Below are 23853 nucleotides of genomic sequence, written 5' to 3' on the forward strand. Positions count from 1 at the left end.
AAAAGATGGCATGAGAGACCGCCATCTTCTTTACAAGTCGACTGGAAATATGAAAAGATAAAAGGGTTTATTGATTGGAAGATATTTTAGCAAAGATAATGCAAACTGGCAATGAAAAAGCGGCGTGCTTTATTCGGGCCGGGTATCTGATATGAACGGACATTGCCATCCGATGGACGGATGGGATAGACAGCGTTAAACTTTAGAATGACAAGCAGAACAAAGGAGTTATTCATATGAACGAAGTTACGTGGACCTTGATCAATGCAAAGATTTATGCTGAAAACGGTTTGATACCAAACGGTTTTATCTCTGTGACAAAGGATAAAATATCGGCGATCGGCACCATGGACGATGATGTTCCTCCTTCCGGCGGGTCCGTGCTGGATGTCCAAGGAAGAACCGTGGTTCCGGGAATGATTGATGTCCATATTCACGGTGCCGCCGGGGCTGATGTGATGGATGCCACGCCGGAAGCATTGGATCAAATGGCGGTTGCTTTGGCCCGGGAAGGGACAACCGCATTTTTGGCGACAACGATTACTCAGTCACCGGAGAACATTGAAAAGGCGCTGAAAAATGCCGCGGAATATATAAAGCATCATCAAACCCCGGGCAAAGCAGAATGCGTGGGGGTTCATCTGGAAGGGCCGTTTGTCAATGCCAAGCGAAAAGGCGCGCAACCGTTGGAATTTATCTTGGAACCCGATGTAAAGCAGTTTAAAAAATGGCAGGAGGCTGCCCGCGGAACCATTAAATTGGTCACATTGGCCCCGGAAGAACCGGGCGGGTATGAACTGGCTGCCTATTTGAAGGAGACGGGGGTCATTGCTTCCATCGGCCATTCCGATGCCACCTATGATCAAGTGATGGAAGGAATCGAAGCCGGTATCTCCCACGTCACCCATCTTTTTAACGGCATGCGCGGATTTCATCACCGGGAGCCCGGTGTCGCCGGCGCGGCCATGTTACGTAAAGAATTGAATGTGGAAATGATTGTGGACGGGATCCATATCGATCCGCGCAGCGTGCGGCTGGCTTACCAGCAAATCACGAGTGACCGGATTTTGCTGATCACTGATGCCATGCGTGCCAAATGCATGAAGAGGGGCAATTATGATCTGGGAGGACAAAAGGTCTTTGTCTCGGACCGGGATGCCCGCTTGGAAGACGGTACGTTGGCCGGAAGCATTTTAAAAATGAAGGATGCTGCAAAAAATATGATCGAATATACCGGGTGCACCATGGAAGAAGTGATCCAAATGACCGCTTCCAACGCGGCCAAAGAATTAAAGATGGATGATCGCAAAGGGAGTATCCGGGTCGGCAAAGATGCGGACCTGGTGGTGTTAAATCCCGACTTGGAAATTTACCTCACGATCTGCCGCGGCGAGTTTGCGTATCAACAGACACAGGAGGAATGAATGATGGAACTGGTCCGTGTACAAAACTATGAAGAAATGTGTGATCTGGCGGCTGAACGAATCATCCGGGTTGTAAAGGAAACGGAGTCTCCCGTGCTGGGACTTGCGACCGGCGCGACCCCCACCGGTGTTTATGAAAAACTGGTTTCGGACCACCGGCAAAACGGTACTTCCTACCGGCATGTCACCACCTTCAATTTGGATGAGTATGTCGGGTTGGGACCTGAGGATGCAACCAGTTATTTCTTCTACATGATGGAACATCTCTTTCGCCATATCGATATTCCTGTCGGCCAAACCCATATTCCGGATGGCTTGGCAAAAAATCCGGAAGAGGAATGTGTGCGTTATGAGCGGGAGATCGAAGAACACGGAGGCATCGATTTGCAAATTTTGGGGATCGGCAGAAATGGGCATATCGGATTTAATGAACCCGGAACCCCTTTTTCCTCCAAGACCCACGTGGTGAAGTTGACGGAATCGACCCGGGAAGCCAACCGTCCTTTTTTTGATGCGAAGGATCAGGTTCCCACCCATGCGATCACAATGGGGCTTTCGACCATTATGAAAAGCAAAAAGATTGTCTTGCTTGCCAACGGGAAGATGAAAGCCCCGGTCTTGCACCGGCTGTTTACCATGGACGAGCCGTCCCCGGAATTGCCGGCTTCCATTTTGAAACAACATCCGAATGTCACCATCATTGCCGATGAAGAGGCTTTGTCCCTGGACGACCGTGGATGAGCTGTCCGGCATGCGGACCCGGCGTTAGCGGGTTTTCTGCTTGCGCCGGGGTTTTTTATTGGTCGAAGCGGCATTGGCGGGGAGGATGGGTCACGAAAGCCTGAATGCTCGGCTGTCTCAATGTGTGTCCGTGGCTCCATTCCAAGTATTCAACTTTCACCGTGATGGCCGGCTTCAGCCAAAGTGTGTTTTTCATCCGGGAAGGCGGATTGACAAAAGGCATGTTCTCCTGCACAACAGGTTGAATCATGCGGGTCAGCGTTTTCCAATCTTCGTGAGTCAATTTGCCGGTTCCTGCGTGTCCGATATACCAAAGCCGGTCCTTTTCATCATATAATCCGAGCAGAAGGGAACGGGCCACGGAATCGCGTACAACGACGCCCCCCACCACCGCAATCAAATCTTGCATATTTTTTTTCTTCTGCCAGCGGTGATCTTTCCCGCCGATGGCATAGGTGCTGTTTTGGTCTTTGAAAACGATTCCTTCCAAGCCGTGTTCTTTCACGGCTTCAAACAGCGCTTTTCCATCTTCATAAGAGGGGACGAGCTGAACAGGACCGGAAGATTCGCAGATTTCATGAAGCAACGCGGTTCTTTCCGAAAGTGGCCGGTGGATGATCCATTGGCCGTCCAAGTATAACAGGTCGAAAACCATATATGTAACCGGAACTTGTTTTTGCACGGCCGGAACCCGGTCGATATTACGAAGGCCGTCTCTTTTCATCACTTCATAAAAAGAAGGTTTCCCGTCTTTTAATGCGATGACTTCCCCGTCCAATATTGCCGATTTGGCTCTTAAGGATTGATCCAAATGCTGAAGCTCGGGATAATGAAACGTCCGTTCATTTTTTTTGCGGTTAAAAAGTTTGATTTCGTTTCTGTTCCGGTATGCCAGGATGCGGACGCCGTCCCATTTCACTTGCGCGATCCATTGTTTTCCTTGCGGGAAGTCATCCGTTGTTACCGGTTCAAACGGGATGATTGGCTTCAAATCCATGCGAAAGCCTCCTTTTTTCCTATTTTTTGCGGGTTTTAAAAAAGGACACCTCCCAATAAAAGGGAAGTGTCCTTTCGTCAATAGCCGCGTCTTCTGTCCCGGCGCCGGTCCCGGGGAAAGTAAGGAGGCCGGAAAACCGGGGAAAACGGTGGAAACAAAATCGGCGGATAGACCGGATAGAACGGGGGATAATAAGGTGGCCAGAAGGGTGAAAAAGGCGGGTAAAAACCCCGTTGTTTGGTTTCAATTTCATTTTCTTCGGTATCCATCCATTCCTTATCATGATGATACATACGAAATCTCCTCCTTAACGGGTGATGAAGTTAAAACGGGCCGAACCGTCCAAAAGGGCGGAAGAAAGGAAAAAATCCAAAATAAAAAAAGGGACGCGGGTAAATGAAGGGAGCTCCGAAAAACGGCCCCGGGAAAAATTGAGATGCATGGATGGGTTCCTGCTCCAACCCGGATGCCACAAATTCTGCAGAATCATCATGAACCGGCTGATTGGCAGATTCCAACACGTTTCATTCCTCCTGTTTGCTCGGGTTTCAGGGTTTGTTATAAACTATGCGTTTATCACGTCCCGGGTCATTGTCCAATGAAAAATAGGCATTTGAACGGGGAGGTCACATGGCTGAAAAAGAGCGATACGTCCAAGTTGACGGACGGGAATTAAAGATCACCAATCCGGATAAAATCTGGTTTCCCGAAGCAGGGATCAAAAAGTGGGATTTTATTTTGTATTGCGCCCGTCTGGCATCCTATCTCCTGCCTTATTGCAAGGATCGTTTGCTGACAACGATCCGTTTTCCGGACGGGGTGAATCATGATTCGTTTTATCAGAAAAACGCGCCTTTTTACCGCCCGGATTGGGTAGAGACCAGCAAGGCAGGGGATATTGAATATATTTTGCTCAATAATGTCCCGACATTGATTTGGCTCGCAAACCTGGCTTGTCTGGAATACCATGTTTCTTTTCACCGGGTGGATCGCCCGGTTCCCACCGAGTTGGTGTTTGACCTGGATCCCAGTGCTCCCGGATTTGAAAAAGTGGCGGAAGTGGCGTGGTTGATCAAGGAAGTACTGGAGAAAATGGGGTTATCCGGATTGGTGAAAACCTCCGGCGCAACGGGACTTCAAATTTATGTCCCGATCGAACCGGTTTACTCTTATGAAGAAACAAGGAAAATCGGGGAATTGATCGCACATTATTTGACGGAACTTCATCCCCGGTTGGTCACGGTGGAACGCCTGGTCAAAAAGCGGGGAGACAAGGTTTATATTGATTATCTGCAGCATTGGCACAACAAAACGTTAATTGCGCCCTATTCGCCGCGGGCCGTGCCGGAAGCAACGGTTTCGACGCCGCTGGAGTGGGAGGAACTCCAAACACTTCGTTCGCCCAAGGAATGGACGCTGCTCAACATTTTTGACCGTTTGAAAGAAAAAGGGGATTTGTTTGAACCGGTTTTATCCGGTGAAAGACAACGATTGGATGCGATTCTTCAGTTTATTGAAAAACGCAAACTGTAAAAAGGAAATCGGTCGTGTTATCTTAATATTGATGTGCATTTTTACTTGAATGGTGAGGAGGAAAATGATTGAAACGGATATTCATTAACGGCACGATCATCACCCTGGTGGAAGGACAAGAAGTGATTGAACAAGGAGCCATGGGTGTGGATGGCACCGATATTACATATATAGGCCCGGTTCCGGGAGAAGAAGAACTGGCTTTCTATGATGAAGTCATCGATTGCCGGGGACGCGCGATCATGCCCGGTCTTGTCAATACACACGGACATGCGGCCATGACGTTGCTCAGAGGGTATGCTGATGATCTTCCGTTACAAACGTGGCTGGAAGAAAAAATGTGGCCGTTGGAAGCCAAGTTTACAGCAAAACAAGTTTCGGCCGGAACGGCCTTGGCAGTCGCGGAAATGATTAAATCCGGCACCACTTGCTTTGTGGATATGTATGACCATATGGAAGAAGTGGCGAAAATCACGATGGAATCCGGGATGCGCGCCCGGCTGTGCCGCGGATCCATCGGGCTTTGCAGTGAAGAAGAACAAAGACAAAAACTGAATGAAGCCGTGCAATTCGCCAAGGATTGGAACGGACAAGCAGGCGGAAGGATCACCACCATGCTGGCGCCGCATGCACCTTACACCTGTTCGCCGGATTACATCCGCCAATTTGTGGAAAAAGCAGCCGAACTCTCATTGCCACTGCATACCCATATGTCGGAGACCGCGAAAGAAGTGGAACAAAATGTGAGGGATTACGGTGTCCGTCCGGTGGAACATTTACGCCGTTTGGGCTTTTTTGATCAGCCTGCGTTGGTGGCGCATGCCGTGCATGTGACGGATGAGGAGATCGATATTCTTGCTTCTTATGATGTTAAAGTCGCTCACAACCCGGAAAGCAATTTGAAGCTGGGAAGCGGCATTGCTCCCATTCCGAAAATGCTTGAAAAAGGCATCCGTCCCGGATTGGCCACGGACGGGGCGGCAAGCAACAACAATCTGGATCTGTTTGAAGAAATGCATATCGCAGCGATGATCCATAAAGGCGTTCATGAAAATTCGGTGCTGGTTCCCGCAATGACGGCATTGAAAATGGCTACCTTGTACGGTGCGGAATGCGCCTTTTTGGAAAAAGAAACCGGATCCTTGGAAGTTGGAAAGAAAGCGGATTTTGTGGTGTTGGATTTGTCGGGGGTCCATATGCAGCCTTTGCATGATGTGGTATCGCATATTGTGTATTCGGCCAACCGAAATGATGTGCGGGATGTTTACATTGATGGAAAACCGGTCATGCGAAACCGGGAATTGCTGACCATGGATGAAGAAAAAGTCAAATATGAAGCCAATCAGGCCATTCAGGAGATCTTATAAGAAAAAGCCGCCAATTATTGGCATCATTGGCAGCGAAAAGAGAGTTGGCGAAGGGGAATAGGCAGGAGTTTCTAAGTCATACTAAGAACAAATCAAATTTCCATATCAATATCCAATTGGAAGCGCAAGGGAATGTCTGTATTTCTTTCTTGCCATTCCCGTTTTTGAGCAGCAGGGGAAGCCCATGTCTCCGCGGGTAAAAAGGTGGACAGCTGTTTCCATTCCTCTTCGGTCAACCGGTTTTGTAACTCTTTGTAAACCCAATCGGGATAAAGGGAAGGGGTTGTCATTGCCTTCACCTCCCTTGTTGGTGTTAGTATCACCGGAGATAACCCGTTTATGATTAGCACATTTTGCCCGTCCGCAAAATTCCCGGCGGACGGCTTTTGTCATGAAATGGTTTGAGGATCCAACGGTTCTTGAACCATTTTTTCTTTTCGGGATAAAAAACAAGGAAATGACGTAAGTATGTTGAAAGGAGGGGTCGCATGAAACCGGTCTGTTGCATTATGTTGTTTTCCCTGTTGTGGTTTTGTTCCGGTTGCGGGACGGAAGCGAACAAGCCTTCTCCGGCGGAAATCAAGCGTGCGGAGCAAAGCCGGCTTCAGCAAGAACTTCAGCACCTGATCCACCGTGCGGAGCAAAAAAACAATTACGCGTTTCGTTTGCAAATACAAAATCCGAAACAAAAAGAAGAGTACAAAGGAAAGCAAAACGGAGAAAATTGTGTGATTTTGGATGCGCAGGGCAACAAAGTCATGGAAAGAAAAAAGGATAAGGTTTGGGCATTCCATTCAGGAAAAAAGGAAGAAATGACACAGGAACAAGCCGGATTGGTTTCGCTGAAAGATCATTTGCGGTTTATCGGACAGGTTTATGGAGAGATTGAAAAGAATCCGGATGCAAAATGGATGAAAGTATCCGTCGATTCGGCGAAGTTAACCCGTAATTTCAAACAGCGCGTCAATGCCGAGTCCGAACAAGTGTTATTTCCGGTTTATGAAGAGATGGAAATTTATTATGAGTTGATTTACACCGAACCTCAAATGGATTTGAAACAAATGGTATTGCATGTGCATGACAAGAATCAAGCCAAACAAACTTTGATTTATGAGATTGAAGAATAAAGACAGCATTTCTTAGGAATGCTGTCTATTTTATTGGAATGGATTGTCAATACGATAGTATATAAAAAATGTTATACTTTTTATGTATTTGTGTATGTCGCTTTAGAAAGGAGCGTGGCGTGTGAAAAATAAAAAAATCATTTTCATCAGTTGCCTGGTCACGCTTGTTTTATTGTTTGGCGGTTTTTGGGGATACCGAGAGCTGCTGGTGAAAAGACCGGTTGTTTCCATGATTGAAAAACAACCGGGGATGACGATAAGGAAAATCGATGTTTATCCATCTGATATAGAAATTGAACTGGAAATGACCCGTCCCGATCAAAAGGTCTTCACGAGAGAGGTTCCGGATTTAATCCACCGGATTCAGGAAAAAAACAAACACCGTTCTCTTCATGTGAAATGGAAAGACCGTCCCAATGAGAAGTTGCTGGTTGCTTGGGATCAAATGATCTTTGGGATCCGGGAAGGCTTGGAAACGCAAAAATTTACCGAAATTCCTGAAACCATCGGGAAATGGGCGGACCAGTACCATTTGGGTTATGGCGTCAAAATGAATGAAGATGCTGTTTATATTTTGCTTTATGACGGAGATCATTATTTAACCCGTGTGATGCATGTCAATTCTGCGCAGAAAGGAGGCGACAGTGTTGATTAAGCCGGTTTTGGCGGGAGCCGGTGCGGCTCTCGTTATTTTTCTTCTATATCTGGGCGTCGATCCGCTGCCGGTTTTGGTTTTGGCGGCGATCGGAGGAATGGTTTATTTTCAGCGTTCCCGCATGGCGCAAAGGACAGGAAAGATTTTTGAAAAAAAAAAAACAACATCAGTGATTCCCACTGTTGATTTTGACGAGATCGGCGGTCAAAACCGGGCCAAAAATGAGTTGAAGGAAGCCCTTCAATTCTTGATCGACCGGAAAAAGATCGCTCAATTTGGAATTCGTCCGATCAAGGGGATTTTGCTCACCGGCCCTCCCGGAACAGGGAAAACGCTGATGGCCAAAGCGGCTGCCCACTACACGGACTCGGTTTTCGTCAGCGCTTCCGGCAGTGAATTTGTGGAAATGTATGTCGGAGTCGGGGCGAAACGCGTTCGCTCGTTGTTTGAAAACGCCCGTTTAAAAGCCAAGAAAAACAAAAAGTCATCCGCCATTATCTTTATTGACGAAATTGATGTCATCGGCGGGAAACGGGATGGCGGCCAACAGCGTGAATATGACCAAACGCTCAATCAGCTACTTACGGAAATGGACGGGATCCGGTCCGATCAGGATGTGCAGCTTTTGATTGTAGCGGCGACCAACCGGAAAGATATCTTGGATCCGGCACTCCTTCGTCCGGGACGGTTTGACCGGCATATCCAGGTGGATTTGCCGGATAAAAAAGCAAGGTTAAAGATTCTTCAATTGCACACCAGAAACAAAACGTTGCATCCGGATGTGTCATTGGAAAAAATCGCATCCGAAACTTTCGGGTTTTCCGGTGCACAATTGGAAAGCCTGACAAATGAAGCAGCCATTTACGCTTTGCGCGACAAGCAAACCGAAATCGGACAAGCGCATTTTGCATCCGCCATTGACAAAGTGCTGATGGGGGAGCAAACCGACCGGGAAGCCGGCGAAGAGGAAAAAGAACGGGTGGCGGTTCATGAAATGGGTCACGCGATTGTCTCGGAACGGTTAAGACCCGGTTCCGTTTCGGAAATCACTTTGACTCCCCGCGGGCAAGCCCTGGGTTATGTGCGTCAAAAACCGGAACAGGACCGGCTTTTGTATACCCGGGAGGATTTGGAAGAAAGCATCCGTGTCTGTTTGGCCGGAGCGGCTGCGGAGGAACATGTTTACGGCCAAAAGAGCACCGGGGCCAAGAACGATTATGAGCAAGCTTACCGTTATGCCCGGCAATTGATTGAAGCCGGCTTGTCGGGGCTCGGAATCATTCACCCCGAGTGGACGGACAAACAAGATATGTACACGGAAGCCAAGAAAATATTGGATAACCTGTATCGGGAAACTTTGAACGACATTGTGCAATTTTCCTTCATGTTTCAGGATGCATTGCGCATTTTATTAGAAGAAGAAGTGTTATCTGGTGACGATTTTCGGAAAATGTTAAAGAAATATGCTGCAAGAACTGCTAAAATAGATCAAGTTAGGTAAAAGATGAAAGGAGTACTTATCGTGGCAAGCATACAAAACATCGCAGTCATCGGTGGCGGAACCATGGGACGTGGCATTGCCGAATTGATTGCGTCCAAAGGTTTTGATACCACCATTATCGAACAAAACGATGAATTGGCCAAAGAAGCGTACGACTCTATTGAGATGAGCCTAGACAAGAAATTGTCGAAATGGGGCATTACGCTTGCTGAAAAGAAAATGACCCTTTCCCGTTTACATGTCACCAGTGACATGAATGTGTTAAAAGAAGCGGACTTTGTGATTGAATCCGTTTACGAAGACATGAAGACGAAAATTCAAGTCTTTGAACAATGTGATAAACTGTGCCGTCCTGAAGTCGTATTAGCCAGTAACACATCGACCCTCAGTTTGACGGAGATTGCGGCTGCGACCAATCGCCCTCAGAATGTGATTGGTCTTCATTTTGTGCATCCGGTTCCCCGGACACCGTTGGTGGAGATGGTACGCGGCTTAAAAACTTCTCAAGAAACCGTGGAAACCGTGATGGGGTTGCTGCCGAAACTGGAAATCAAAGGGGTTGAAGTATACGAATCTCCTGGTTTTGTCACCACCCGTCTGATTGTTCTTTTGATCAACGAGGCGATTTATACCTTGATGGAAGGGGTTGCCAGCGAGAAGGACATTGACCGGGCCATGAAAATCGGATATCACTTCGACAAGGGTCCGTTGGAAATGGCGGATCACTTCGGTTTGGATTCGATTTTGGCGGCATTGGAGCGCCTTTACCGTGAATTTGGCGATATTAAATATCGTCCCGCTCCGCTGTTGAAAAAAATGGTTCGTGCCGGGCATTTGGGAGTGAAAACCGGGGAAGGATTTTTCCGGTATGATGAAGACGGTGAACGTATCGACAAGGAGGAGCAGCAATGAAGATTTTAGTCATCAACTGTGGCAGTTCATCCATTAAATACCAGCTGTTTGACATGAAGGACGAGTCCGTCTTGGCCACCGGATTGGTTGAAAAAATCGGGACGGAAAGTTCGATTATCAAACATCAGGTGCCGGAGAAAGAAGAACTGGTGATTGCCAGCGAGATTCTGGATCACCGGGTCGGTATGAAAAAAGTGCTTGATTTGTTGATGGATCCGGAAGATGGCGTGATCAAAAGCGCTGAAGAAGTGGCGGCCGTCGGGCACCGCGTTGTTCACGGGGGAGAAAACTTCTCCAGCTCGGTGGTGATCGACAACGATGTGCGCCGGGCCATCCGGGAAACCATCGATTTGGCTCCTTTGCATAATCCGCCGAACCTGCTCGGCATTGACGCGGCCCAAGCCCAACTTCCGCATGCCGTCCATGTTGCCGTTTTTGACACGGCCTTTCATCAAACCATGCCCGATTATGCCTACATGTACCCGCTTCCTTATGTCTTGTATCGGAAACATAAAATTCGCCGTTATGGTTTCCACGGGACTTCGCACAAATATGTTTCGGAACAGGCTGCCAAATTCCTCGGTCGTCCGCTGGATGAACTGAAAATTGTCTCTTGTCATATCGGGAACGGAGCCAGCATTACTGCTGTTCAAAACGGAAAATCGGTGGATACAAGCATGGGGATGACACCACTGGAAGGTTTGATGATGGGAACACGCAGCGGGGATATCGATCCGGCGATCGTTCCTTTTGTCATTACAAAAGAAGATTTGACCCTTGCCGAAGTCAATTCCATGATGAACAAGCACAGCGGGTTGCTGGGGATTTCCGGAATTTCCGGGGATATGCGCGAAGTGACCGAAGCCATGGAGAACGGAAATGATTACGCGCGTCTGGCCATTGACATGTATGTCTATAAAATCAAAAAGACCATCGGGGCTTATATTGCGGCCATGAACGGCGTGGATGCCATTCTCTTTACCGCCGGGGTCGGCGAAAATGCTGATTTGATCCGGGAAAGAGTGTGCGAAGGGCTTACCTTCCTTGGCGTGGAACTGGATCCGGCATTAAATGCTGAACGCAGCAAAAAAGAGCGCCGGATCAGTACGCAGCGGTCCAAAGTGGATGTTCTTGTCATTCCGACCAATGAAGAACTGATGATTGCCAGAGAAACACAAGCACTGGTTCAATAAGGCATGTTCATGATAAGATGGATAATAGTGAGATAGATTGTTAGACTGCTGAACATGGGAGGGCCCGATCTTGAAGCTTTCAAAACGTGTGCAACAGTTGGCGCCGTCGCCGACACTTGCGATTACTGCCAAAGCAAAGGCCTTGAAACAACAAGGGCATGATGTGATTGGCCTGGGAGCCGGTGAACCGGATTTCAACACACCGGAACACATCATTGAAGCTGCCAAATCTGCAATGGACAACGGTTATACCAAATATACGGCAACAGGCGGGATCCCTGAGCTGAAAGAAGCCATTGCAAACAAGTTGAAAAAGGATAACGGGTTGACTTACAAACCCGGCCAAATTATTGTGACCGTCGGGGCGAAGCACGCGCTTTACAATCTGTTCCAAGCCTTATTGGATGAAGGGGACGAAGTCATTGTCCCGGCCCCCTACTGGGTCAGTTATATCGAACAGGTGAAACTGGCCCAAGGAAAGCCGGTGGTGATCGAAGGAACAGAAGAGCAAGAGTTTAAGATCACACCTCAACAATTGCAAGAAGCCATTACTCCGCGGACGAAAGCGATGATTTTAAACAGCCCGTCCAACCCGACCGGCATGGTTTATACGGAGGATGAGTTGCGTGCAATTGGAAAAGTCTGCATTGACCGGGATATCCTCATCATTTCGGATGAAATTTATGAACATCTGATCTATGATCCGGACAAAAAACATGTCAGCATGGCCGGTCTGGGGCCGGATTATTATGATCATACGGTCATCATCAACGGGGTTTCCAAATCTTATTCCATGACCGGATGGCGGATCGGATTTGCTGCGGGTCCGGAGCCGCTGATCAAAGCCATGAACGGAATTTCCGACCACAGCACATCCAATCCCACTTCCATTGCGCAATATGCCGCTTTGGAAGCTTTGTCGGGTACACAGGAACCCATTCAAGAAATGAAAAAAGCTTTCAAAGAACGCCGAGATTACGTGGTGGACCGCTTGAACAAAATTCCGGGCTTTGTTTGCCTGAAGCCGGCGGGCGCGTTTTATGCGTTTGTCAATATCCGTAAAGCGCTCGAAAACTCCGGCGGCCGTTACAAAACCCCGGATGAGTGGGCGGCGGATTTGTTGGAAACCGAACGGGTTGCCGTTGTTCCGGGTTCCGGTTTCGGTTCCAAAGATCATATCCGTATTTCTTATGCCACCTCATTGGAACAATTGGAAAAGGCTTTGGACCGGATCGAACGGTTCGTTTCCCAATCTCAGGCATGAAAAAAGGCTGTTGACCACGGTCAACAGCCTTTTTGCCATCCATCAGAATATTTTTTTGACAGATAAAATCCTTGTAAGCATCGCATGAATTACAAAACTTCACGAATCAAGCTGATCACTTTGCCGAGGATTTTCACACTGGGCAATAAAATCGGCGAAAGGGTGTCATTTTCAGGTTGCAAACGAATATGATCCTTTTCCTTAAAAAACCGTTTGACCGTTGCTTCCCCTTCAGGAGTCATGGCCACGACGATGTCGCCGTTTTCGGCGGTTGGTTGCTGACGCACGACCACATAATCCCCGTCCAAAATTCCGGCATTGATCATGCTGTCCCCGCGCACGGACAGGAGAAAAACGGGATCATCTTGTCCGGCGAGCCGTCTTGGAAGCGGATAATAATCTTCGATATTTTCAATGGCTGTAATCGGCTCGCCCGCCGTCACTTTACCGACCAGCGGGACCATGACGGTTTCCACGCCTTTGGTATAGATTTCAGGGCGGTGTAAAAGCTCGATGGCACGGGGTTTGGTCGGGTCACGCCGGATATATCCCTTTTTTTCAAGACGAGCCAGGTGTCCATGCACGGTGGAACTGGAGGCAAGACCCACGGCTTCGCCGATTTCCCGGACGGAAGGCGGGTATCCTTTTTCGGCCACTTCTTTTTGGATATAGTCTAAAATGGCTTTTTGCCTGGGTGAGAGTTTGTCCACGTTTTCATCCCCCTTTGATCACATTCACCCGCTCCACATCGACATATCTTCTATTAGTATACATGAACAATGGAAAAAGAACAAACATTTGCAGAATGTTTGTTCTTAAAACACAGTTTATAACATTTGATCCAGCCGGTCGAGCGCTTCATCCTTTTCCGTATTGATGACATGGGTATAGATCTGGGTGGTTTGAATATTGGAATGCCCCAGAATTTCTTGCACCACCCGCAGGTTTTCCCCGTTGGACAAAAGAAGGGTGGCCAGGGTATGGCGCAGTTTATGAGGGGAAATGGAGGCTGCCTTCGGAGGCAGGTTGGCTTCGCGCACGTATTTGCTGATAATATCCGAGATTCCTTTCCGGCTGATGCGCTGATAGTTCTTATTGAGAAACAAGGCTTGCTGATGTTCCCGATCTGCTTTGTTTTCGGGGCGGACGGACAAATAATTTCTCAACGCTTGTTTGGCCGTCTCATTCAATTTGAGCATCCGTTCTTTTCCGCCTTTGCCCAAGATGATCACCCGCATGACTTCGCCGTCGGACTGGATGCTGTTCAGATTTAATTGAATCAGCTCGGACACCCGCATCCCGGTGTTTAAAAACAGGAGAAGAATGGCCAGATCGCGTCTTTCCATCCATTCCGGGCTTTTGGTGTTTTTCTTTTGATGGTACGTTTTGACGGCGTGAAGAAGGCGCAGGGCCTCTTCTTTGGTCAGAAAGACAGGAACTTTTTGGCGCGAACGGCTTCTCAATGAAGCATCTTCGTATTCTGCCATTGGATTTTGGCTCAGCACATGGGTTTTGACCAGAAAACGAAAGAGAGAGCGCAACGAAGCGCGCTTTCTTTGTTTGCCACTTTGGGAGTTTTCCCGGTAGTGTGTCCGGGTGATCCACTCCTCCTTGATTTTCCCGGTTTTCGGGTCTTTTTTCTTTCTTAAAATATGTACGGTTCGTTCATAGCCGTTTTCAATCTGCCGGAAAAAACGTTTGATGATCATCGAATCCACTTGATCGATCGTTTTGTTGATGGAATCAAGATAATCAAAAAAGAGTGCAAAATCATAGGCATAATTTGCAATGGTTTGTTTTGAACGTTCGGCGCTGATCATCTCGAGAAAAAATTCTTGCACTTCTGCAGGAAACTGAGAGATGATCCGATTGATATTTTCTGGCAGTTTACGTGATTTAAAAACCGGTTTCAAGCCGAATCAACCTCCTGCTCCTGAAAGTCAGTGTCATTATTCTACCATAAAGAATGGAAGGTTATTTGACTTCAGCCGACAAGATCATCTATAATATCTATCCGGGTGTGGGAAACACCCGTTTTTTAATGACCATAATCCAATTTTATATGATAAACGACATCAATCTTTTTGTGTCACGCAACTTGTTGCGTGACGGGTGGGTGAGGGATCATCTCAAAGGAATAGAAAGGCAAGATGGATCGTTCAACATTGAAAGTTGAGATCATTGCAGGAGTGACTTCCTTTTTCACGACAGCCTATATTCTGCTTGTTAATCCACTGATTTTGAAAGATGCCGGCATTCCGTTGGGAGCAGGATTGATGGCCACCATTTGCGCTTCCGTCTTTGGTTGTTTGATCATGGGATGGTATGCCAAAGCTCCGATTATCCTGGTACCCGGGATGGGAGTCAATGCATTTTTCAGTTACACCATTGTGCAATCTTTCGGGCTTTCGTGGAAGCAAGGGTTGGCTGTGGTGATTCTCTCCGGGCTTTGCTTTTTCATCGCCAGTGTGACATCCTGGGGCGATAAGCTTGTCACCGGGGTTCCGGATTCGTTGAAGCACGGAATCACAGCAGGGATTGGTTTCTTGCTGACTTTTATCGGCTTGCAGAAAGGGATGATCATCCAACCGAGTGAAATCAACGTTGTTCAACTGGGTGATTTTTCCCATCCGGTAACCCTCGCGACGATTTTGGGCCTTGTTGTTACGCTGTTTTTGTTTGTCCGGGGGACCAGAGGGGGCATGTTGATCGGGCTGATCATCACCAGCTTGCTGACGATGATCCTGACCGGTGATTTTCGTCCCCAGGCAGCCGATGTGAAGTTGCAAGATTATTTCCATCTGTTTGCTGCAGCAGAGTTCAACCTTTGGCAGATTCCGTTTTGGCTGTCTGTTTTCTCGATGACCATGATTGTGGTTTTTGAAAACATGGGCTTATTAAGCGGTATGCTGCCGGATGCCGAAAAATTTCCGCGGGCTTATCAGGTTGTGGCGGTATCCACACTCACATCCGGCATCTTCGGAACAAGCCCGACGGTGGCATCGGCTGAAAGCTCAGCCGGAATTGCTGAAGGGGGAAGAACAGGCATTCCGGCTCTGGTTGCAGCCGGATTGTTTGCCCTTTCGGTTTTTATGCTGCCGGTGATCGGCATGATTCCGGAAAATGCAGTTGCTCCTGTATTGATGGTGATTGGTGCGCTGATGATGAAAAGCGTGCAAGAGATTCCCTTCCATGATTTTTCAGAAGGATTTCCCGCTTTTTTAATCATCGCTGGAATTCCGCTTACGGGAAGTATTGCGGATGGATTGGCGTTGGGATTCATCGCGTATCCGTTGCTCAAAGCCGCAAGCGGAAAATGGAAACAGGTTTCGCGCTTGATTTATATGACAGCGGGATTGTTTTTAATCTATTTTGTTGCTTCCGCATGGATGATGCATTAAAAAAAGAGGCCGGATCCGGCCTCTTTTTTTGTGGGGACGACATATTTACATGGGTGAGGAGATTCATTGTGGCATGTCATTGACTGTGGGAGAGGAAACAAAGAATGAGCCGGGACAACCGGACGGGACACCTGTGTGCCATTTCAGTTTCAGGTTGCTCTGCCAATGTTAAGCGGTCCGGGTGGGGCGGATCCAAACGGCTGTTGTCCAGGATGCCATTTATTTTTGCCGGCGGGTGATTCATGACGAGGGCAGGGGTGGAAAACATGAGAAAAAATGTAAACAAAAAGCCGAGGGAGAATACGAGAATGACTGATATTTTTTTTGCAATCATATCTTTTTCTCCTTTTCATCCCGATAATGGATCATTCGTAAGGAGGATTTAATTTTTGTCTATTCCCACTATTCAAAATTAAACCCCTGGATTTCAGCGGAACGAATTGAACAAAATCAACATTTAATCCATTAATGAAGGTATTTTATCCAAGAAGCTTTAGTTTGCGCATAAACACCAACATAAACAAGTTTGCGACACAAACAAACCTTCAAAAAATAAAAACACACAAAGGATAAATTTACGACGTTCTCCCGGGCAACCAAAAAACATCAATCAAACCGAGCAACATCGCGATCGAAAAACAATAAAAATATATTATTCAAAAAATAATAAATTAATTGATAAATGATTTAATTTTGTAGTATAATACTAATACGTACTGGTACTCATTGAAGAATGGATGATGGATATGCTTCATGTAACCAAAATGCCAACAGAAGCAAAAGACAAGTTATTGTATGTCGCTCTTCAACTGTTTACCACCAAAGGATTTAAAGAGACCTCGATCCTTGAAGTGGTGGAACAGGCAAGGGTGTCCAAAACGACTTTTTACCGTTTTTTCCGCAGCAAAGAAGAATTGCTTGTCTGCTTGTTTGAACTGTTGGCCAACGAAGTTCTGAAGGAAGTGGAGGAAGCGGTTCGCCGGGAAGAGCAAATTGCGTACAAGGGGTATGCCGGCATACGCCGTTACATCGAGATTTGTGTGAATCGTTCAACCGTTGCGAAATTATTGTTGGTGGAGTCTGTCGGGGTGAGTAAAGCGGTGGAACGGATGCGCCGGACAGCTCACCTGAGATTTGCCGATTTGATTGACCGGATTGTGCAGGAGATTCTTCCGCCGGCCAAACAAAACCAGGATGCCCGGATCATTTCGCAAGCCATGGTTGGAGCGATCAATGAAGTCGTGATGCATAATCTTTTCCGGTCTGATGAAAAAATCGACACGGACCACCTGGCACGGTTGTTAAACCGGATCATGGTCAGTTCGTATGTCAACTTTTCGTTTGGGAAATCAGCTGGAAACATGGTTCGTCAATAGGCCTGTCTTTGGACGGGAAGTACCAGTACGTATCGGTATCAAACGGAGGGATGCCATTATGTCAGGAACCAATAAGGAAGCGAATTCGGGACTTTGTTTCCAACTTTCTGAAGAACAACTGGATCTCAAAAAGTGGGCGCATGGATTTGCAGAAAAGGAGATCCGCCCGATCGCGGCCGAGTATGATGAAAAAGAAGAGTTCCCCATGCAAGTTTTGGAAAAAGCTGCGAAAGCCGGCTTAACCAGCTATGCGGCTCCGGTGGAATATGGAGGGGGCGGCCTGACCAGCGTGATGGCTGCTTGCCTGATTGCCGAGGAGTTGTATTGGGGGTGCGCGGGAATTGCCACATCCCTGATGGTGGCAGGGTTGGCCGGATTACCTCTTTATTATATGGGAACGGAAGAACAAAAAAAGAAATGGATCCCGTTCTTGTGTGATCCGGAAACCCCGCGGATGGGAGCCATGGCACTGACTGAGCCAGGCGCTGGTTCCGATGTCAAAGCGATTAAAACCCGCGCCGAAAAAGACGGCAACGAATGGGTGATCAACGGACGGAAATGTTTCATTACCAATGGAGGCATTGCCGATCTGTACGTTGTTTTTGCACGGACCATTCCGGATGCGGGTTATCACGGGGTGTCGGCCTTCATTGTCCCCAAAGGAACGCCGGGGCTTTCCGGAGGGAAAAAAGAGCGAAAAATGGGAATTCGGGCTTCTCATACCGGAGATGTGATTTTTGAGGATGTCCGCGTCCCAGAGGAAAACCTGCTGGGAGAAGAGCACATGGCATTCTTCGGGGCCATGCAGATGTTGGAAAAATCAAGACCGGTTGTGGCTGCCGGCGCTGTCGGTGTTGCCCAGGCTGCATATGAATATGCATTGGAGTATGCAAAAAACCGGGTGCAATTCGGGCGTCCCATCATCAAAAACCAGGCGATTTCCTTTATGCTTGCACAAATGAAAACCAAAATCGAAGCGGCCCGCCTGCTGACTTATCGCGCGGCCGATCTGGCAGACCGGGGGGAACCCTGTACGACCGAAGCCAGTATGGCCAAAGCATTCGCAGCCGAAACAGCCATGGAAGTCACGACCAATGCGGTGCAAATTTTGGGCGGATACGGTTATATGCGGGATTATCCGGTTGAAAAGTGGATGAGGGATGCGAAAATCCTGTCCATTTATGAAGGAACCACACAAATTCAATATAAAGTGATCACCAACAGTTTCTAAACATTATCAATATGAAGGGAGAAATGATGATGAAAGACTTGAGCATTCATGAAATTTTCGAAAAAATCGAGCAGGCGTTAAATGAGGATTCCAAGCCGATTGAAGGAATGAATGCCGTTTATCAATATGATCTCACAGGCGAAGAAGAAGTCACCTATCAGCTGCAATTGTCCAATGGTCAAGCCAAAGTGGAGAAAGGTTCACCTGCTGAAGCGGATTGTGTGTTGCAAATGAAAATCGATGATTTTAAAGAATTGCTTTTGGGAAATCTGAGCGGAACCGCAGCGTTCATGTCCGGGAAATTGAAAATCAAAGGAAATATCGGTGCTGCGATGAAGATGGAAAACTTGCTCCGTCAATATGACGTAAGCAAATATGTATGATTTCAGTTCCCGGTCCGGACCGGGAACTGCCTCAGGCGTCATATCACTGCTTCTGGAGGGCTGCCAATGAAAAACCAAAATCTGGTGGAAATGGTATGGCGCTCCGTTGAAAAATATCCGGACAATATCGCACTGAAGTGGAAAGAAAACAACACTTACCAAACACTCACTTATCAGAATTTTTGGAACCGTATTCAATGGGTGGCCGCAGGATTGTATCGTTTCGGGGTCCGGAAGGATACCAAAGTCGGCATCCTTTCCAACAATCAATACAAATGGCCCATTGCGGATCTGGCTGTCGGCAGTTTGGGGGCTGTCAGCGTGCCGGTCTACCCGTCCCTTCCTGCGGACCATGTCAACACCATTTTAAAACAAGCAGACTGCGAAGTGGTTTTTGTAGAGGATGAAGAACAACTCCAAAAAGTCATCCATGGCCAAAACGATGTCCATACCATTATTTATATGGGATTCAGAGAATATTCAGGAAATAACGGGAATATCGTCACCTTTTCTTCCTTGGAGCGCCAAGGAAAGGAACACCCGCTGGATCAATGGTCAGAGATTTGGAAAGCAATCGGGCGCGATCAACTGATGACCATCATCCATACATCCGGAACGACGGGTGTTCCCAAGGGTGCTATGTTAACACACGGAAATTTTTTATCCAATATTGAGGGAATTCAAATTTGGTGCATGGAAGCCCGGCACGATGACATTTTCTTGTCCTATCTGCCGCTGGCGCATGTTTTTGAACGAATGGCCGGACAGTTTATGCCGTTATCGGTCGGGGCCACGATTGCTTATGCAGAAAGCCTGGAGACGATCCCGCAAAATCTGTTGGAGGTTCGTCCCACGGTGATGACCAGTGTGCCAAGGCTTTTTGAAAAAATTTATGCCCGCGTCCAAGAAGAGATCCAATCGGGGACACCGATCCGCCGTGCGGTTTTTGAATGGGCTCTTAAGATCGGGGAAAAACGGTATGAACTGTACACCAGCAAGCCGGCTGATTATTTGATGATGCATGATTTGCCGCCGGATCTGAAATGGAAATGGAAAATTGCCGACAAGCTCGTTTTTCAGAAGATCAAATCGCAACTGGGCGGGCGGCTGCGCGGTTTGATTTCGGGCGGGGCTGCTTTGAATCCTGACATCGCCCGGTTCTTTTGGGCGATTGATGTGCCGGTGTTGGAGGGATACGGACTGACCGAAACCTCACCGGTGATCAGTGTCAATCCGTTTTCCCGTGCCCGGATCGGAACTGTGGGGCTGCCGCTGCCCAACTTGGAAGTCAGTATCGCCGAGGACGGCGAAATTTGGGTTCGCGGTCCCAATGTGATGCAAGGGTATTACCGAAATGAGGAAGCAACCGCCAATCAGTTCCACAACGGATGGTTGAAGACAGGGGATCTGGGTGAAATCAACGAGGAAGGTTATTTGAAAATCACGGACCGGAAAAAACGGCTTTTGATATTGTCCACCGGAAAAAATGTGAGTCCCCAACCGGTGGAAAATGCGATTTGCGCCAGTTTGTACATCAACCAGTGCTGTTTAATCGGCCAAGACCGAAAATACACCACCGTGTTGATCGAACCTGATTTTGAACAGCTGGTCCCTTGGGCAAAGAAGAAGAATTTGCCTGCCGATTCCCGTGAGAAGCTGGTCGAATGCGAAGAAGTGAAAACGCTTCTTCAAAACGAGATCAAGCAGGCGGTCAAGAATTTCCCCCGTTATGAACGGCCCAAAAAAGCTTGGATATCCGGACGGGAGTGGACAGAGGAAACCGGAGAGATCACGCCTTCATTGAAAGTACGGACACATGAGATCGAAAAAATTTATAAAAATGAAATTGCCCAAATGTACGGGGATGTTTCTCATCCGCGCATGATTATTTTAGAATCCGCAAAGCAAGGAGGTACATCATGAATCTTCCACTCAAAGGAAAAGTGGCGGTTGTCACCGGGGCTTCCCGCGGTTTGGGGAGAATGGACGCTTTGAAGTTGGCAGAAGCCGGAGCCGATGTGGTGGTGACGGATATTTTGATCGAAGAAGACGAGAAATTGGAGGAAAAGTCCGAACAGTACGGGCCGATGTCCCAAATCATGGCTCAATCCAAAACCATTTACACCAAATCTACGGCCAAACAAATTGAAGAAATGGGACGGCGCTCGGCGGCATACCGGATGGATGTCACAGATCGGGAAGAAGTCCAAAAGGTAATGGCTGAAATCAAAGACAGGTTCGGTCGGATTGACATCTTGGTCAACAATGCCGGAACCTTGGATCATACAGCGCGTTTGGAACATCAGAATGATGATTTTTGGGACCGGGATTTGAAGGTGAATTTGACCGGAGCTTACAACTGTTCCAAAGCGGTTTGGCCCTATATGAAAGAACAGAAATGGGGACGCATCATCAATATGGCTTCTGTGGCCGGAACCTTGGGAGGATACGGACAAGCCAGTTATTCAACCACCAAAGCGGGAATCCTGGGCTTGACCAAAACCTTGGCTTTGGAAGGGGCCCGGTACAATATTACGTCCAATGCCATTGTGCCGGGAATTATCAATACGGAGGCTTTTCAATACACCAACCCGAAAATGCGGGAGCGCATGATTGAACGGACGGCTTTTAAAAGACCGGGGGAACCGGAGGATATTGCATATGCCATCGTGTTCTTGGCATCAGATCAGGCCAAATACATTACCGGGGTCGGACTTCCGGTTGCAGGCGGAATCGATCTGTTTACTTTTTGATGAAGAAAGGAGAGAAAAGCATGAGTGACCGCGATGCAGTGATCATTGATGCCATCCGGACACCGATCGGGCGGAAAAAAGGAACACTCTCGACGGTCCGGCCTGATGACATGGCAGCTTTCGTCCTGCAAAAGCTGGTGGAGAAAAACCAACTGGATCCGGCAGAAGTGGAAGACATTAAAATGGGATGCGTCACGCAAATCGGCGAGCAAGGATACAATATCGGCAGAATGGCCGGCTTGATCGCAGGGTTTCCGGTGGAAGTGTGCGGAGTGAGTGTCAACCGGATGTGTGCTTCCTCTTTGGAAACCGTTGCCCAAGGGGCTCATGCCATCATGGCGGGGATGGCGGATTGTGTGATCGCGGCCGGGGTTGAAAGCATGAACCGGGTCCCCATGGGCAGTGACGGCGGCAGTTTCAGCGACCGGCTGTTGTCCAAATACAACATTATTCCGCAAGGGCTCTCAGCGGAAATGATTGCCGAAAAATGGGGAATCTCCCGTGAGGAGATGGACGAATTTTCATTGCACAGCCATGAAAAGGCACTGGTTGCACAACAGGAAGGACGTTTTGACAACGAGCTGGTGCCGGTGGAAATCAAAGGAGATAAAGGGGAATGGGTAAAACTGGACAAGGATGAGACGCCCCGGGCCAATACCAGTTTGGAAGCACTGGCTCAATTGTCTCCCTCCTTCCGTCCCGACGGCAATGTGACACCGGGAAATTCCAGCCAGATCAGTGATGGTTCGGCCGCTGTTTTGCTCACCTCCCGCCGGAAAGCCAAAGACTTGGGGCTCGTTCCGAAAGCCCGGGTGGTTGCCACACAATTGGCTGGTGTGGAGCCGGATATCATGCTGACGGGGATCATTCCCGCCACCCGAAAAGTGTTGGACCGTGTCGGTTTAAGTTTGGACGACATCGGCGTGTTTGAGGTCAATGAAGCGTTTGCTTCGGTGGTTCTTGCCTGGAAGCAGGAGATCAAACCGGACATGGAAAAAGTCAACCCCAACGGAGGCGCGATTGCATTGGGGCATCCGCTCGGAGCCAGTGGGGCCCGGATTATCGCGACATTGGTCAATGAGCTGGAACGCCGGAAGGAACGTTACGGGTTGGCCACGATGTGCATCGGATTCGGAATGGCGCTTGCAGTCATTATTGAACGGGAGGAAGGCTGATGGAGTGGAAGCATTTTTTGGTGGAGATTCGCGATCAGGTTGCACGGATCACCATCAACCGCCCGCCAGTAAATACGCTGAGCCGGGATGCCCTGATTGAATTGGGTTCCATTTTGGATCAATTGGAAAAGGATCCGTCCGTCCGGAGTTTGATCCTCACCGGTGCGGGAGAAAAAACTTTTTCCGCCGGTGCGGATGTTTCCGAGTTTGGCGGGATGGGGGATCGGGAACAGGCTGAAGGTTTCTTAAAACAAATCCATGATTTATTCGACCGGATTGAAAACTTCCCCAAACCGGTGATTGCTTCCATCAACGGGAAAGCGTTGGGTGGCGGAAACGAATTGCAAATGGCTTGCCACTTGGCGATTGCCGCCGACCATGCCGAATTCGGATTGCCGGAAGTCCGGTTGGGGATTATGCCGGGTTACGGTGGAACACAACGGTTACCACGTCTGATCGGGCAAAGGCGCGCTTTGGAAATCATGCTGGAAGGGAAAAGAATTTCCGCACAGGAAGCATTGGAAATCGGACTGGTCAATAAAGTTGTGCCTGCGGAACGGTTGGCCGAAGAAGCGTTTGAATGGGCCAAACAATTGGCCGAAGGACCGCCCGTTGCCATGAAAGGAATCATCCAATCGGTCATCAACGGGAGCCGGAAGGAACTGCCGGAAGGGTTGAAAGTCGAACGCGAAAACATGCTGGCCGTGATGCGCACGGAAGATGCCATCGAAGGGGTTGCCGCTTTCTTTTCCAAACGCAAACCGTCTTTTAAAGGAAAATAATATCGGCACATAAGCCTCCCAAACCGGGAGGCTGTGCC

Annotated in this window: 23 protein-coding genes; 18 read left to right on the forward strand and 5 right to left on the reverse strand. The window is 48.2% G+C overall.

Going from position 1 to position 23853, the window contains the following annotated elements; all coding sequences use genetic code 11:
* Positions 1-236 precede the first annotated feature (236 nt).
* Both nagA and nagB read left to right on the forward strand, forming a co-directional pair.
* Complete coding sequence (nagA, locus tag I8U23_RS01705) at positions 237-1424, forward strand: N-acetylglucosamine-6-phosphate deacetylase (RefSeq protein ID WP_049720068.1); 1188 nt, start codon at positions 237-239, stop codon at positions 1422-1424.
* 3 nt (positions 1425-1427) lie between these two features.
* Positions 1428-2165 carry a glucosamine-6-phosphate deaminase gene (gene nagB / locus I8U23_RS01710; RefSeq protein ID WP_049720139.1) on the forward strand — a complete coding sequence of 246 codons (738 nt, stop codon included), beginning with the start codon at positions 1428-1430 and terminating at the stop codon, positions 2163-2165.
* A 55-nt stretch (positions 2166-2220) separates the two neighbouring features.
* Here the strand turns inward: nagB and I8U23_RS01715 are convergent, their stop codons facing one another.
* Both I8U23_RS01715 and I8U23_RS01720 read right to left on the reverse strand, forming a co-directional pair.
* A complete protein-coding gene (locus I8U23_RS01715; RefSeq protein WP_198050639.1) occupies positions 2221-3162 on the reverse strand; it encodes an ATP-dependent DNA ligase in 942 nt (313 codons plus the stop codon).
* Between the two features lie 77 nt (positions 3163-3239).
* Positions 3240-3455, reverse strand: coding sequence for a hypothetical protein (locus I8U23_RS01720; protein ID WP_062842987.1), 216 nt, complete (start codon positions 3453-3455; stop codon positions 3240-3242).
* A gap of 337 nt (positions 3456-3792) precedes the next feature.
* Here I8U23_RS01720 and ligD point away from each other — a divergent pair, with 337 nt between their 5' ends.
* Both ligD and I8U23_RS01730 read left to right on the forward strand, forming a co-directional pair.
* Entirely contained in the window at positions 3793-4695 is a 903-nt protein-coding gene (ligD, locus tag I8U23_RS01725; protein ID WP_062842988.1) for a non-homologous end-joining DNA ligase, read from the forward strand.
* A 68-nt stretch (positions 4696-4763) separates the two neighbouring features.
* Entirely contained in the window at positions 4764-6062 is a 1299-nt protein-coding gene (locus I8U23_RS01730) for an amidohydrolase (protein WP_232335411.1), read from the forward strand.
* A gap of 92 nt (positions 6063-6154) precedes the next feature.
* Here the strand turns inward: I8U23_RS01730 and I8U23_RS01735 are convergent, their stop codons facing one another.
* Entirely contained in the window at positions 6155-6352 is a 198-nt protein-coding gene (locus I8U23_RS01735; protein ID WP_198050640.1) for a hypothetical protein, read from the reverse strand.
* Between the two features lie 198 nt (positions 6353-6550).
* Here I8U23_RS01735 and I8U23_RS01740 point away from each other — a divergent pair, with 198 nt between their 5' ends.
* From I8U23_RS01740 to I8U23_RS01765, 6 genes are all read left to right on the forward strand, one after another.
* Entirely contained in the window at positions 6551-7189 is a 639-nt protein-coding gene (locus tag I8U23_RS01740; protein WP_198050641.1) for a hypothetical protein, read from the forward strand.
* A gap of 121 nt (positions 7190-7310) precedes the next feature.
* Positions 7311-7844 carry a hypothetical protein gene (locus I8U23_RS01745; protein ID WP_037995393.1) on the forward strand — a complete coding sequence of 178 codons (534 nt, stop codon included), beginning with the start codon at positions 7311-7313 and terminating at the stop codon, positions 7842-7844.
* Complete coding sequence (locus tag I8U23_RS01750) at positions 7837-9345, forward strand: AAA family ATPase (protein WP_232335412.1); 1509 nt, start codon at positions 7837-7839, stop codon at positions 9343-9345. The genes I8U23_RS01745 and I8U23_RS01750 overlap by 8 nt, the downstream gene beginning before the upstream one ends.
* Positions 9346-9366: 21 nt before the next feature.
* Positions 9367-10257 (forward strand): 3-hydroxyacyl-CoA dehydrogenase family protein, encoded by an 891-nt coding sequence (locus I8U23_RS01755; RefSeq protein WP_255347191.1) that lies wholly within the window; start codon positions 9367-9369, stop codon positions 10255-10257.
* Positions 10254-11450: an acetate/propionate family kinase gene (locus I8U23_RS01760; protein ID WP_037995382.1), complete on the forward strand. Its 1197-nt coding sequence runs from the start codon at positions 10254-10256 to the stop codon at positions 11448-11450. Before I8U23_RS01755 ends, I8U23_RS01760 begins: the two co-directional genes overlap by 4 nt.
* A 70-nt stretch (positions 11451-11520) precedes the next feature.
* Positions 11521-12714 carry a pyridoxal phosphate-dependent aminotransferase gene (locus I8U23_RS01765; RefSeq protein WP_121874070.1) on the forward strand — a complete coding sequence of 398 codons (1194 nt, stop codon included), beginning with the start codon at positions 11521-11523 and terminating at the stop codon, positions 12712-12714.
* An 89-nt stretch (positions 12715-12803) separates the two neighbouring features.
* Here I8U23_RS01765 and lexA read toward each other — a convergent pair whose 3' ends face one another.
* Both lexA and I8U23_RS01775 read right to left on the reverse strand, forming a co-directional pair.
* On the reverse strand, positions 12804-13424 hold the full coding sequence (lexA, locus tag I8U23_RS01770; protein ID WP_049720079.1) for a transcriptional repressor LexA: 621 nt from the start codon (positions 13422-13424) through the stop codon (positions 12804-12806).
* Positions 13425-13541: 117 nt separating this feature from the next.
* On the reverse strand, positions 13542-14627 hold the full coding sequence (locus I8U23_RS01775; RefSeq protein WP_037995373.1) for a tyrosine-type recombinase/integrase: 1086 nt from the start codon (positions 14625-14627) through the stop codon (positions 13542-13544).
* A gap of 237 nt (positions 14628-14864) precedes the next feature.
* Here I8U23_RS01775 and I8U23_RS01780 point away from each other — a divergent pair, with 237 nt between their 5' ends.
* From I8U23_RS01780 to I8U23_RS01815, 8 genes are all read left to right on the forward strand, one after another.
* A complete protein-coding gene (locus I8U23_RS01780; protein ID WP_198050643.1) occupies positions 14865-16115 on the forward strand; it encodes an NCS2 family permease in 1251 nt (416 codons plus the stop codon).
* Between the two features lie 746 nt (positions 16116-16861).
* Positions 16862-17491 carry a TetR/AcrR family transcriptional regulator gene (locus tag I8U23_RS01785; RefSeq protein ID WP_049720082.1) on the forward strand — a complete coding sequence of 210 codons (630 nt, stop codon included), beginning with the start codon at positions 16862-16864 and terminating at the stop codon, positions 17489-17491.
* A 58-nt stretch (positions 17492-17549) separates the two neighbouring features.
* Positions 17550-18722 carry an acyl-CoA dehydrogenase family protein gene (locus tag I8U23_RS01790; protein WP_037995357.1) on the forward strand — a complete coding sequence of 391 codons (1173 nt, stop codon included), beginning with the start codon at positions 17550-17552 and terminating at the stop codon, positions 18720-18722.
* Between the two features lie 29 nt (positions 18723-18751).
* Entirely contained in the window at positions 18752-19105 is a 354-nt protein-coding gene (locus tag I8U23_RS01795; RefSeq protein ID WP_231564595.1) for an SCP2 sterol-binding domain-containing protein, read from the forward strand.
* Between the two features lie 66 nt (positions 19106-19171).
* A complete protein-coding gene (locus I8U23_RS01800) occupies positions 19172-21028 on the forward strand; it encodes an AMP-dependent synthetase/ligase (protein ID WP_069201542.1) in 1857 nt (618 codons plus the stop codon).
* Positions 21025-21858, forward strand: a complete 834-nt coding sequence (locus I8U23_RS01805) for an SDR family NAD(P)-dependent oxidoreductase (protein WP_049720083.1) — start codon at positions 21025-21027, stop codon at positions 21856-21858. The genes I8U23_RS01800 and I8U23_RS01805 overlap by 4 nt, the downstream gene beginning before the upstream one ends.
* A gap of 20 nt (positions 21859-21878) precedes the next feature.
* A complete protein-coding gene (locus I8U23_RS01810; protein ID WP_049720084.1) occupies positions 21879-23033 on the forward strand; it encodes a thiolase family protein in 1155 nt (384 codons plus the stop codon).
* Positions 23033-23815, forward strand: coding sequence for an enoyl-CoA hydratase/isomerase family protein (locus tag I8U23_RS01815; RefSeq protein WP_049720085.1), 783 nt, complete (start codon positions 23033-23035; stop codon positions 23813-23815). The genes I8U23_RS01810 and I8U23_RS01815 overlap by 1 nt, the downstream gene beginning before the upstream one ends.
* Positions 23816-23853: the final 38 nt, after the last annotated feature.

This window comes from Thermoactinomyces sp. CICC 10735, assembly GCF_016055175.1.
In the GTDB taxonomy this organism is placed as follows: domain Bacteria; phylum Bacillota; class Bacilli; order Thermoactinomycetales; family Thermoactinomycetaceae; genus Thermoactinomyces; species Thermoactinomyces vulgaris.